At 54.9% G+C, this 12471-nt stretch carries 12 protein-coding genes; 11 read left to right on the forward strand and 1 reads right to left on the reverse strand.

The genetic code is table 11. The features are described 5' to 3' along the window. Window positions 1-268: 268 nt before the first annotated feature. The 3 genes from rpoE to pyrG all read left to right on the forward strand — a co-directional run bounded on the left by rpoE (window position 269) and on the right by pyrG (window position 2782). On the forward strand, window positions 269-598 hold the full coding sequence (gene rpoE / locus CCB157_RS01625) for a DNA-directed RNA polymerase subunit delta (RefSeq protein WP_158077165.1): 330 nt from the start codon (window positions 269-271) through the stop codon (window positions 596-598). Window positions 599-623: 25 nt separating this feature from the next. Continuing rightward, the gene (locus tag CCB157_RS17510; RefSeq protein ID WP_158077166.1) at window positions 624-767 is read left to right on the forward strand and encodes a hypothetical protein; all 144 of its coding nucleotides are present in this window, start codon (window positions 624-626) and stop codon (window positions 765-767) included. Window positions 768-1177: 410 nt separating this feature from the next. Further along, complete coding sequence (gene pyrG, locus CCB157_RS01630; RefSeq protein WP_077614182.1) at window positions 1178-2782, forward strand: CTP synthase; 1605 nt, start codon at window positions 1178-1180, stop codon at window positions 2780-2782. 133 nt (window positions 2783-2915) lie between these two features. Here pyrG and CCB157_RS01635 read toward each other — a convergent pair whose 3' ends face one another. After that, window positions 2916-3461: a DUF2529 family protein gene (locus CCB157_RS01635; RefSeq protein ID WP_077614183.1), complete on the reverse strand. Its 546-nt coding sequence runs from the start codon at window positions 3459-3461 to the stop codon at window positions 2916-2918. Window positions 3462-3750: 289 nt separating this feature from the next. Between CCB157_RS01635 and CCB157_RS01640 the strand changes: the two genes are divergently transcribed. The 8 genes from CCB157_RS01640 (at window position 3751) to CCB157_RS01680 (ending at window position 11594) form a co-directional block, all read left to right on the forward strand. After that, entirely contained in the window at window positions 3751-4125 is a 375-nt protein-coding gene (locus CCB157_RS01640; protein ID WP_077614184.1) for a response regulator, read from the forward strand. Window positions 4126-4477: 352 nt separating this feature from the next. After that, window positions 4478-5341 (forward strand): class II fructose-1,6-bisphosphate aldolase, encoded by an 864-nt coding sequence (fba, locus tag CCB157_RS01645; RefSeq protein ID WP_077614185.1) that lies wholly within the window; start codon window positions 4478-4480, stop codon window positions 5339-5341. 82 nt (window positions 5342-5423) lie between these two features. Then, on the forward strand, window positions 5424-6077 hold the full coding sequence (gene fsa, locus CCB157_RS01650) for a fructose-6-phosphate aldolase (protein WP_077614186.1): 654 nt from the start codon (window positions 5424-5426) through the stop codon (window positions 6075-6077). 64 nt (window positions 6078-6141) lie between these two features. Next, on the forward strand, window positions 6142-7431 hold the full coding sequence (gene murA / locus CCB157_RS01655) for a UDP-N-acetylglucosamine 1-carboxyvinyltransferase (RefSeq protein WP_077614187.1): 1290 nt from the start codon (window positions 6142-6144) through the stop codon (window positions 7429-7431). A gap of 263 nt (window positions 7432-7694) precedes the next feature. Then, entirely contained in the window at window positions 7695-8660 is a 966-nt protein-coding gene (gene glpX, locus CCB157_RS01660) for a class II fructose-bisphosphatase (protein WP_077614188.1), read from the forward strand. Window positions 8661-9182: 522 nt separating this feature from the next. Further along, window positions 9183-10445, forward strand: coding sequence for a transcription termination factor Rho (gene rho, locus CCB157_RS01665; RefSeq protein ID WP_077614189.1), 1263 nt, complete (start codon window positions 9183-9185; stop codon window positions 10443-10445). 151 nt (window positions 10446-10596) lie between these two features. Next, entirely contained in the window at window positions 10597-10800 is a 204-nt protein-coding gene (gene rpmE / locus CCB157_RS01670; protein WP_077614190.1) for a 50S ribosomal protein L31, read from the forward strand. 173 nt (window positions 10801-10973) lie between these two features. Continuing rightward, the gene (locus CCB157_RS01680) at window positions 10974-11594 is read left to right on the forward strand and encodes a thymidine kinase (RefSeq protein WP_077614192.1); all 621 of its coding nucleotides are present in this window, start codon (window positions 10974-10976) and stop codon (window positions 11592-11594) included. Window positions 11595-12471: the final 877 nt, after the last annotated feature.

Below are 12471 nucleotides of genomic sequence, written 5' to 3' on the forward strand. Positions count from 1 at the left end.
ATCCGTCCTCCGTGTTGCGGAAGGGCGATCAAGTCCGCCGGGGTCCGGACGCCGTCCGGGCCTCGGCGTTTTTTTCGCCCGCCCCGTGGCCTCAGGGAACCTTGGCAATCAAATCTCATCGGACGCTTGCCGCGGCCGCCCGGTTGATTCGGGGCGCAGAAGCGTCAACGGCGCGGTCCCTTAAAAAAAAGTGGCATACAATCTGTTAATTTGTTTATAATGGTTGGTGCGATACGCGATACGCTTACGGTCGGAAGGGGTGGAAATGATGGCACAAGAGAATCTCACAGACGAAAGGCCGGTTATCGACCGCGTCTATGACCTTTTGGCAAGCGATAAACAACCGAGGAATTTTTACGATATCGTTGACCAGCTCATCGATGAGGATCTTTCGGAAGACGATCGGACCGAATTCATGGCCCGTTTATACACGAATATGAACATCGACGGCCGGTTCCTTTGCATCGGCGACAATTTTTGGGGGCTGAAAACGTGGTATCCGGTCGAGCAGCAAGACGAAGAAGTCGCCTCTAAAATCACGTCCAAAAAAACGCCGCAAAGCCGAGGACGATTTCGACGATTACGACGATCTCGATGAGGCTTACGACGACGATGTTTACGGCTTGGACGGCGATGAATTCGCCGACGTGGAGGATGCCCTCGACGACTTCGACGCCGATGCGCCTTTCGTCGATGACGAAGATTTTGAAGACGAGGCGCTGCTTGACGAGGATCTCGATCTCGGCGATGAAGAACGCGAAGAATAATAGCGGTAAGTTGGGTGTTTCGGTTTGACGGCACTCCCGCTTTAGCCGGCGCTTCCAAGGCAGCCGTCGGGCGGGCGCCGAACGCGATGGACCAGTCATGTGCGCTGCGCGGGCGAAAAGGACGGGCCTGAAGATCCGACCTTTCTGGAAAAAACGATAGAGACTGCCGCATTTTATAAAAACGATACCTATTGTCATACGCTGCGTTCTTTGCTAAAATAACTTTTGGGCTATACAGACTGAATGAAACAAAGTGACGTCCCCTGTGCATCGGGGCGCACTTTTTTTGTTTTTCCCCCAAAAAGGTTATGTGAGGCACGACCATTGCGTTTTTACGGCGGCCGGCGCAGCTGTCCGGCCATGAAATAATCATCGATCGAACACACTAATCGCGAAGGGGGAACTTTGAAATGTCAAAGTACATTTTTGTCACGGGTGGTGTGGTTTCCTCTCTCGGCAAGGGGATCACCGCCGCGTCGCTCGGCCGGCTCTTGAAAAATCGCGGATTAAAAGTGACCATCCAAAAATTCGACCCATACATCAATGTGGACCCCGGGACGATGAGCCCATATCAACACGGGGAAGTGTTCGTCACGGATGACGGGGCGGAGACGGACTTGGATCTCGGCCACTATGAGCGTTTCATCGACATCAATCTCAACAAGAACAGCAACGTGACGACGGGGAAAATTTATTCGTCGGTCATCCGCAAAGAGCGCCGCGGCGATTATCTCGGCGGCACCGTGCAGGTCATCCCGCACATCACCAATGAGATCAAAGAGCGCGTCTTCCGCGCCGGCCGCGAAACCGGCGCCGATGTCGTCATCACCGAAATCGGCGGGACGGTCGGCGACATCGAAAGCCTGCCGTTTCTTGAAGCCATCCGTCAGATCAAAAGCGACGTCGGCGTCGAAAACGTTATGTACATTCATGTCACGCTTGTGCCTTACATCAAAGCGGCCGGCGAGTTGAAGACGAAACCGACGCAGCACAGCGTCAAAGAATTGCGCAGCCTCGGGATTCAGCCGAACGTCATCGTCGTGCGCACGGAAGTTCCGATCTCGCAAGAAATGAAAGATAAAATCGCGCTGTTCTGCGACATCGAACCGAAGGCGGTCATTGAAGCCCGCGACGCCGAAACGCTTTATGAAATTCCGCTTGCTTTGCAAGAACAGCATTTGGATCAGATCGTCTGCGATCATCTGAAACTCGAATGCGGCGAGGCGGATATGAGCGAGTGGCGCAAGCTCGTTGAAAAGGTATTGAATCTCAGCCGCCAGGTGAAGATCGGGCTCGTCGGCAAATACGTCGAACTGCAGGACGCTTACATTTCCGTCGTCGAAGCGCTGCGCCACGCGGGTTACGAATTCGACGCGGACGTGAAAATCAAGTGGATCAACGCCGAAGACGTCACGTCCGAGACCGCCGAAGCGCTGTTGCATGATGTCGACGGCATTCTCGTTCCCGGCGGTTTCGGGGATCGAGGCATTGAAGGCAAAATTACCGCGATCCAATACGCCCGTGAACGCCGCGTGCCGTTTCTCGGCATTTGCCTCGGCATGCAGCTCGCATCCATCGAGTTTGCCCGCAATGTTTTAAATTTGAAAGGGGCGCACACGTCGGAAATCGACCCGACGACGCCGCATCCGATCATCGATTTGCTGCCCGAGCAAAAAGAGATCGAGGACATGGGCGGCACGCTCCGCCTCGGCTTGTATCCGTGTAAGGTGATGGAAGGCACGAAGGCGTACGAAGCTTATCAAGAGCCCGTGATTTACGCGCGTCATCGCCATCGCTATGAATTTAACAATTCGTATCGCGACATCATGGAAAAACACGGGTTTGTCTTCTCCGGCCTCAGCCCGGACGGCCGCCTCGTCGAAATCATCGAATTAAAAGACCATCCGTGGTTCGTGGCGTCCCAGTTCCATCCGGAGTTTCAATCTCGGCCGACGCGGCCGGAACCTCTCTTTAAACATTTCGTGGAAGCCGCGCTCAATCATCAATCCAATTAAAAGCGGGTTGGAAACGGTTGGACGAGCCGATATTCGGGGAAAGCGGCAAGGGAGAATGGGGAAACAAGGGCGGGAAAAACTCTTGAAATCGATATGCCCTTCCGTTTCCCCTTTTTTCTACCAAAATTTTTTTTTATAAGTCGTTCAACAATCCTTGTTCGTCGAGGATGTCGAATAAAGAAATATATAAAGCGTGATAAGCGAAGAGGGCTGCCGCGGTCGAAGGCAGTCCGATTCTTTTGCCGTCTTCCAAAGGGATCAGCGGTTCGCCGGCGCACAGTTCGACATGGACGTCGACCGCTTCGGCAAACGGATTGGGTTGACCTTTTTCAAGATTGGACATGCCGATGACGGACGCGCCCGTCTCCCTGATTTTTTCCGCCACGGCGGCCGCCTCTTCATCGGCTCCCGAAAAGGTCGCCAGCAACACGCAATCCATGGCGCCCGTCGGTGCCCATTCGTCGTCGCGAACGAGAGGCTTCGCTTTCGGCAACGCGTTTTGGCTATATAAGGCTTCGAATTCGACGGCCTGCATGTCTCCGAAACCATAAACGAAAAGATTTCCTTCCGAAATCGCCGCTTGGGCGAGCAGACGGCCGCCGTCTTCCACGGCGGCTTCATTTTTTTCGACGAGTTTTCGCAGGACACCGGTCATTTGCGTCGCATAGATCTTCAGCATATATGTCGTCCTCCATCATCCGTTGGGATCGGAACCATTCTCGGGGAAGATGAAGCGAGCCGTCGGCAGACGCCGCTCGCTTTCCTCCGTTTAGTTAATATAACACAACGCGGCGGGAATCGGACCTCCGCCGGCCTTCCGGAGCGCGGGAGAGGCGTTGTTTTTGCGGTAAAGAAGGAAAATGATTGATAAAAAGCGAATAACCCGAATAGTGCATGAACGGGTGGTACCGCGGTTTTTCATCCATCGTCTATGCGGTCAATATCAAACCATAAGTGAGGCGATAAAGATGACAGCGGGAGAGAAAAGAAAAATTTTAATCGTCGACGATCAGTTCGGCATCCGCATTCTGTTGAATGAGATCTTTCAAAAAGAAGGATACATAACTTATGAAGCGGCCAACGGAGAACAAGCTTTGCGGATTGTCAAAAACGAGCATCCTGAACTCGTCATTCTCGATATGAAAATCCCGGGTATGGATGGCTTGGATATCCTTAAACATATTAGAAAGGACTACGACGACATTAAAGTGATCATCATGACCGCTTACGGGGAGCTGGACATGATCCAAGAGGCCATGGAATACGGGGCGATCACGCATTTTGCCAAACCCTTTGACATCGACGAGTTGATCGAAGCCGTACAAAAGCAATTGCCCGTTTAACGCAGCGCCGTTATGCGTTCAGAGCTTGTTTGGCGACTGACCGTTTAAGGCCGCCGCTGTGCTTAAGCGTTCAACATAGGATTGCGTTGGCGGCGACTTCGTCCCACAAGTTCGGCCGCTTTTTCGGACGTTCCGCCAGCGCGCGGCGCATGTGCGCTCCATCATTTCGACCTATATTATTATGTGCTATAATAATCATGTTTTTAGATATGGTTGCCATAATGAGAAAGGCTGTTTTTTCTTTCAAAAACGCATCGCGCGTGTGGATGGATTTTCCGTGCGCATGAACGGCGCTTGGAGCGGAGCGCATGCGGGAAGGGAAAAACGACAGTATTAAAGGAGGTAATTTACGATGGCTTTGGAATCGATGACAAACATGTTGAACAAAGCTCGGGCCAACCAATATGCCGTCGGCCAATTTAACATCAATAACCTGGAATTCACCCAGGCGATCTTACAAGCCGCGCAAGAGGAAGAAGCGCCGGTCATTTTGGGCGTGTCGGAAGGCGCCGCGAAATACATGGGCGGTTTTAAATTGGCGGTCGCGATGGTCAAAGCTTTGATGGAAGAATATCATATCACAGTTCCGGTCGCGATTCACCTCGATCACGGTTCGTCTTTCGAAAAATGCATCCAAGCGATCCGCGCCGGCTTTACGTCGGTCATGATCGACGGATCCCACTATCCGTTGGAAGAAAACATTGCGCTGACGAAGCGGGTCGTCGAGGCGGCGCACGCCGTGGGCGTCTCGGTCGAAGCGGAACTCGGGCGCATCGCCGGCCAAGAAGATGACCTCAATGTCAACGACGCCGAAGCGATGTACGCGGTGCCTTCTGAATGCAAACGGCTCATCGATGAAACCGGCGTGGACTGCTTCGCTCCCGCGCTCGGATCGGTGCACGGGCCGTATAAAGGCGAACCGAAGCTCGGATTCGACCGCATGGAAGAAATCAAAAACTTGACGGGGGTCCCGCTCGTCCTTCACGGCGGAACCGGCATCCCGACCAAAGATATCAAGCGGGCGATCGAGCTCGGCCATGCCAAAATCAACGTCAACACGGAAAACCAAATCGCGATGACGAAAGTGATCCGCCAAGTGCTGGCCGAAAAACCGGACCTTTATGATCCGCGGAAATATCTCGGCCCGGCGCGCGATGCGATCAAAGAAACCGTCAAAGCCAAAATCCGCGAATTCGGTTCTTCCGGTAAAGCCTGATTCGCACGGGTTTATTCGCCGCCGGCGCTTGCGTCCGGCGGCATCTGTTAAAATAAAGGACGGAAAAAGGGGTGAACGGCTGATGAAATTTTTCATTGATACCGCGAATATTGAACAGATCCGCGAAATAAATGAATGGGGGATTCTTTCCGGCGTCACGACGAATCCGACGCTTGTCGCGAAGGAAGGGGTCGATTTCCGCGAGCGCTTGCGGGAGATCACGGCCGTCGTCAAAGGACCGGTCAGCGCCGAAGTCGTCGCCACCCGCGCCGATGAGATGGTGCGAGAAGGACGGGAATTGGCGGCCATTGCCCCGAACATCGCGGTGAAAATTCCGATGACCGAAGAGGGCCTTAAGGCGGTTTCACAGCTCAGCAACGAAGGCATATCCGTTAACGTCACCCTTATTTTTTCCGCCAATCAGGCATTGCTCGCTGCCCGCGCCGGTGCGGCCTTCGTTTCTCCGTTCATCGGGAGGCTGGACGACATCGGACATAGCGGCATTGAGCTCGTTTCGGATATCGTCGAACTCTTTGAGCTGCACGGAATCGATACCGAAGTCATCGCCGCATCCGTCCGTCATCCGTTGCACGTCACCGAGGCGGCGAAAGCCGGTGCCCACATCGCGACCTTGCCATATAATGTTTTTAAAAAGATGATTGCCCATCCGATGACGGATAATGGCCTCGCCGCATTCCTGAAGGATTGGGAAAATTATCAGAAAGGTCAAATTTAACGCGCATATCGCTTGAGTATCCGCCCGTTGCGGCGGCACGGCGAACGAGGAAAGGGAGACCAACATGGAAAAAATCGTGATCGAAGGTGGAAACCGTCTGAACGGAACCATCCAAGTCGGCGGGGCAAAAAACAGTGCGGTCGCATTGATCCCCGCTGCCATATTGGCCGATTCCCCGGTCACCATCGAGCAGTTGCCGGACATTTCTGATGTCAGAAATCTCTGTGAACTATTGAAAGAAATCGGCGGCAAGGTCACCTTTGAAAACAACACCATGGTTATCGATCCCAGGGAAATGATTCCGATGCCGCTTCCCAACGGACGCGTAAAAAAATTGCGCGCATCCTATTACTTGATGGGCGCGATGCTCGGGCGATTTAAGAAAGCCGTTGTCGGCCTTCCCGGCGGTTGCAATCTCGGGCCGCGTCCGATCGATCAGCATATCAAAGGTTTTGAAGCCCTCGGGGCAAAAGTGACGAACGAGCAAGGCGCGATTTATTTACAAGCCGACGAACTGCGGGGCGCCCGCATTTATCTGGACGTCGTCAGCGTCGGCGCGACGATTAACATCATGCTCGCCGCCGTGCTGGCGAAAGGGCGCACCATCATAGAGAACGCCGCCAAAGAGCCGGAAATCATCGACGTGGCGACGCTCCTTTCGGGCATGGGCGCAAAAATCAAAGGCGCCGGCACGGACGTCATCCGCATCGACGGCGTGGAGTCTTTGCACGGCTGCCGCCATTGCATCATTCCCGACCGGATCGAAGCCGGTACATACATGATTTTGGCCGCGGCTTGCGGCGAGCGCGTTCTCATTGACAACGTCATCCCTCCGCACGTCGAATCGCTCACCGCCAAACTGAGGGAAATGGGCGTTAAGGTGCACACCTATGACGATCAGATCGAAATCGTGCGCGACGGGACGCCGTTAAAAAAAGCCGACATCAAAACGCTCGTCTATCCCGGATTTCCGACCGATCTGCAGCCGCCGTTGACGGTGCTCCTCACGCAAGCCCACGGCGCGAGCCTCGTCACGGAAACGATCTTTGACCATCGCTTCAAATACGTCGACGAACTGCGCCGAATGGGCGCTGAGATCAAAGTGGAGGGACGTTCGGCCATCGTCGAAGGGCCGACCCGGCTGCAAGCCGCCAAGGTCAACGCGACGGATCTCCGGGCGGGCGCGGCTCTGGTGGTGGCCGGCGCCGTGGCGAACGGCATTACGGAAATCACCGGCGTTGAACACATCGACCGCGGTTATAGCGGATTGGTGGATAAGTTGCGCGGCATCGGCATGAAAATTTGGCGGGAAAAAACGGAAACCGAAGAGGAAACGACCGCCGTCGGCCGTTGAATGGCCGGCGCTGCCCGTTCGATCCGGTTTGGCGCTGCGCCCGCGATTTCAACCTGAAAAAAAGAGCGCCCGCCGGCCGTTTGGCCGTGGGTGATCGGTGGCCGATTGCATGTTTTTATGACGGGGTCCCCTTCATCTAACCTGAATACGGGCGATGCCGTCCTCGGCATGAACCGGCTTTTTCCGGTCGATGAAGCACAACCCCGCTCCTTGAGTCCCCGTGCTTTATCGTTTGGCGACATAAAGCAAGGGGGAATGGCAAAATGGAAAGAAGCCTTTCGATGGAATTGGTAAGGGTCACCGAAGCCGCGGCGCTCGCCTCCGCGCGCTGGATGGGACGCGGCAAAAAAAATGAAGCCGATGACGCCGCGACGACAGCGATGCGCACGGTTTTCGACACCGTTCCGATGCGAGGAACGGTCGTCATCGGCGAAGGGGAAATGGATGAAGCCCCGATGCTTTACATCGGAGAAAAGCTCGGCACCGGTTACGGCCCGCGGGTGGACGTCGCCGTCGATCCGCTGGAGGGCACGAACATCGTCGCCAACGGCACGTGGAACGCGCTGTCCGTCATCGCCGTCGCCGACGCCGGGAACTTGCTTCACGCCCCGGACATGTACATGCAAAAAATTGCCGTTGGTCCCGAAGCCGTCGGGCAAATCGATATCGACGCCCCGGTGATCGACAACCTGAAAGCGGTCGCTCGGGCAAAGAATAAAGACATTGAAGATTTGGTCGTCGTCATATTGGATCGCAAGCGCCATGAGAAAATGATCCACGACATCCGCGAAGCCGGAGCCCGCATTAAGCTGATTCCCGACGGGGATGTGGCCGCGGCCATCCACACCGCCTTCGACAACACCGGCGTCGATATTTTGCTGGGCATCGGCGGTGCGCCGGAGGGGGTTATCTCCGCCGTCGCGTTGAAATGTTTGGGCGGGGAAATCCAAGGCCGGCTCCTCCCGCAAAACCAAGCCGAAAAAGAACGCTGTGAGAAAATGGGCATTCACGACATTAACCAAGTGTTGCGCATGGACGACCTCGTCAAGGGCGATGACGCCATTTTTGCGGCCACCGGCGTGACCGACGGCGAGCTTTTGCAAGGGGTGCGCTTTGACGGCGCGACCGGGACGACGCATTCGGTCGTCATGCGCGCCAAATCGGGAACGGTGCGGTTTATCCAAGGTCGCCACAGCTTGAAGAAAAAACCGAATCTCGTGATAAAATAAAGTCGGACGGGCAGCATCGGAACGTGAACCGGTGCTGCCTTGATCTCATCATCCCCAGATGGTCCGCGACACCCAGACGGTCGGCAGATTTACGGGAACCCATATCCGTTGATGGCCATTCCATCACCGCTTTGCCCCACCCGAACCTCGGGATGCTTCCAAACTCGTTTTCCACCACAAAAGGACGATCGTTGTGTTTTTTAAGCGTTTTTGGCGGCTTTGAACGATTGGTGTCCCTTGCGGATAAGATTTTGCCGAAACGAGGGCGCCGTCTTGCAAACGCTATTCTATCATCGTATAATATAGCGGAACTCTTCCGACCGTCCGATTGCCTTTTAAAAATCACCACTTAAAAGGCGGTATAAAAAATAGACTAGCGGTAAGAATAAGAAGTATGGATATCGATTCGCTTCATATTCTGACTCCCGAACATGCTTCGTCTCATAAACCCGACTGCCTTCAAGCCCTTATACTTTTCATTTCAGTTTTTCCTCATAAAATTTCATAAAGCGTGGTGTCACAATGGAAGTTACCCTGTCAGAATTGGAAAATATGAAACTCAAAGATTTGTATCAACTTGCCCGCGAATATAAAATTTCTTATTATGCCAAATTGAACAAACGCGAGTTGATTTTTGCGATTTTAAAAGCACAGGCCGAAAAAGACGGCTTGTCTTTCATGGAAGGCATTTTGGAAATCATTCCGACTGAAGGTTTCGGGTTTTTGCGGCCGATCAATTATTCGCCGAGTTCAGAAGATATTTATATATCCGCTTCGCAAATCCGCCGTTTTGATTTGCGCAACGGGGATAAGGTTTCCGGCAAGGTTCGCCCGCCGAAGGAAAACGAGCGCTATTATGGCTTGCTGCATGTTGAGGCGGTCAACGGCGAAGATCCCGACACGGCGAGAGAACGCGTCCATTTTCCGGCGCTGACGCCTCTTTACCCGAACCGAAAAATGAAGCTTGAGACCGATCCGTCTAATCTGTCGACCCGGATCATCGACATGATCGCCCCGGTCGGTTTCGGCCAGCGCGGCTTGATCGTCGCGCCGCCTAAAGCGGGGAAAACGATGCTGCTTAAGGAAATTGCCAACAGCATCACGACCAATCACCCGGATGTCGAACTCATCGTTCTGCTCGTCGACGAACGGCCGGAAGAGGTGACCGATATTGAGCGCTCCGTTCAAGGAGACGTCGTCAGCTCGACCTTCGATGAAGTGCCGGAAAATCACATCAAGGTGTCCGAACTCGTCTTGGAACGGGCGATGCGGCTCGTTGAGCATAAGCGCGACGTCGTCATCCTCATGGACAGCCTCACTCGTTTGGCCCGTGCCTACAACTTGGTCATCCCTCCGAGCGGCCGCACGCTTTCCGGCGGCATTGATCCCGCGGCATTCCATCGTCCCAAGCGGTTCTTCGGCGCAGCTCGCAATATTGAGGAAGGCGGCAGCCTGACGATTCTCGCCACCGCCTTAATCGACACCGGTTCGCGGATGGATGATGTCATCTATGAAGAATTTAAAGGGACGGGCAACATGGAGCTTCATCTCGATCGCCGTCTCGCCGAGCGCCGCATCTTCCCGGCGATTGATATCCGCCGTTCCGGCACGCGCAAAGAAGAATTGCTGATTGAGAAGGATCATTTGGAAAAATTGTGGGCGATGCGGAAGACGATGGAAGAAACGCCGGAGTTTGTCGAACATTTCTATCGCCGGCTGAAACAGACGAAATCGAACGAAGAATTTTTCCAGCTGTTTGAGAAAGAAAAAAACGGTTTAATATAAAAAAGGCCTGATGGGTTCCCGCGGGGGCGGCCGGGCGAATTTCCGCCGTTTCGGTATGCCTTGAAATGCTTGATCGGTCCTGTTATAATGGACTTTGTGCAACGATCTCTGGTTTGAAAGAATAACCAGGGCAAAAAGGAGTGAATGTGGAATGAAAGCCGGGATTCATCCTGAATACCATAAAGTGAAAATTACGTGTGCGTGCGGCAACGAATTCGAAAGCGGTTCGACGAAACCGGGACCGATTCGCGTCGAAATCTGCTCGAAATGCCATCCTTTCTATACCGGTCGTCAACGCTTTGCCGAACGCGGAGGCCGCGTCGAACATTTCAAAAAGAAATACAACATCAATTAATCCGGGGCAGGCAAGGCAGCTTGCCTGTTTTTTTTGATTCCCGAGATTTTTCGGTGCGGGGCCTCGAATCCTCGGCGCATCGGCGGCTGTTTTTGCCGCCGGCGGCGGAGGGGGCGAGCGCCGCGTTTTTCTTTTCCCGCGCCGCGTAATATAAAAGAAGAAGGAGAATGAGCATGCAATCTGGCCGCAACATTGGATCGCTCGAATGCATTTGCGGGGGCATGTTTTCCGGCAAGTCTGAGGAATTGATCCGCCGCGTCCGCCGAGCCACCTATGCGAAACAAAAAGTGCAAGTCTTCAAACCGGCGATGGACAACCGGTACAGCGAAGACGCCGTCGTTTCCCACGACGGCAAATCGATCGTCGCCTGCCCCGTCGAGCGGGCCGAAGACATTGAAAACGCCGTCGAGCCCGATACCGACGTCGTCGCGATCGATGAAGTGCAGTTTTTTGATGAGGCGATCGTTGAAGTCGTCAGAAAGCTCGCCGATGACGGCATGCGGGTCATCTGCGCCGGATTGGATATGGATTTTCGCGGGGAGCCGTTTCATCCGGTGCCCGAGATCATGGCGGTGAGCGATGAGGTGACGAAACTCAACGCCATCTGCGTCGTCTGCGGCGGCACCGCGAGCCGTACGCAGCGGCTGATCGACGGCAAGCCGGCAAGTTACGACGACCCCGTCATTTTAGTCGGTGCGGCGGAAACCTATGAAGCGCGCTGCCGGCGCTGCCACGTCGTTCCGGGGAAAGAAAAACGCGGGGCGAACGGCCGCGAAGCGACGACCGAAGTGTAACGGCAAGCGCCGATAAAATAGGAGATTTCCCCGTTGCGGTCACGCCGTTTCCGCTCGGCGTGGCATCCTCCCACACCGGGCCCGAAATCTTCCAGGCGTGGCGGCTGGCGGTCACGTAAGCGCGCCCGTCGGCGGCCTCCGTGCGTGCCGGCGGCCATATTTTAGAGCGATGGGCTGTGCCGGACATCGGGTTCCGCGCATCCCGATGTACCGCCATTCCGTTGAACGCCGGGTTTTGGGCAATCCGGCTCCGGTTTCGGGCATACCATGCACCGGAAAGCGGTGTTGAGGGATTCCCTTATGCCGGTTCTCTTTGCCGCGGCGGGTTGCGGCACATCCGCTCCTCCCCGAGCCGGGCACCGAAGCCTTCTTATGGGAATAAAACGTTCAGGGACAAGGCGGTCGGCCTCGGACCATGCTTCCAACAGCAAAGCCGGCGTTTGAGTGGGTTCTCTCGGCGGCCGAAAACCTCGACGAACAAGCCTCGCAATGATGGTCACGATCCAGAAACGATGCGCGATACCGTCCGGGCGACGGGGCATTTCCGGCGGGCATGATCCCCACGATCGGCGACAAAGCCCGGTGCATGTCTCCCCATACCGGCGAAGCAGGCGGCTTTCAAAAAGCAGTCCGCCAGTCCGCCGCTTGAAACACCGCTTGTAAAGCCAAATGCCGCCCTCGATATCCGGTTGATCCCCGCCCCTCGCCAAACAGACGTACGGGCTTTTGACCCGTGCGTTTTCTATGCGCACGCGAAGGCGCGGTGGCCAGGATGTTTGGGGCATCAAGGATTTCCGCGTGTTTCTATGGATGCCGGCGGGACGCACGGATGCGGGTCTGTTCGCCCTGTGGCCAAAGCCGAGCGGTTATCCGGCTG

It is taken from the genome of Caenibacillus caldisaponilyticus (assembly GCF_002003465.1).
GTDB lineage: Bacteria > Bacillota > Bacilli > Bacillales > Sporolactobacillaceae > Caenibacillus > Caenibacillus caldisaponilyticus.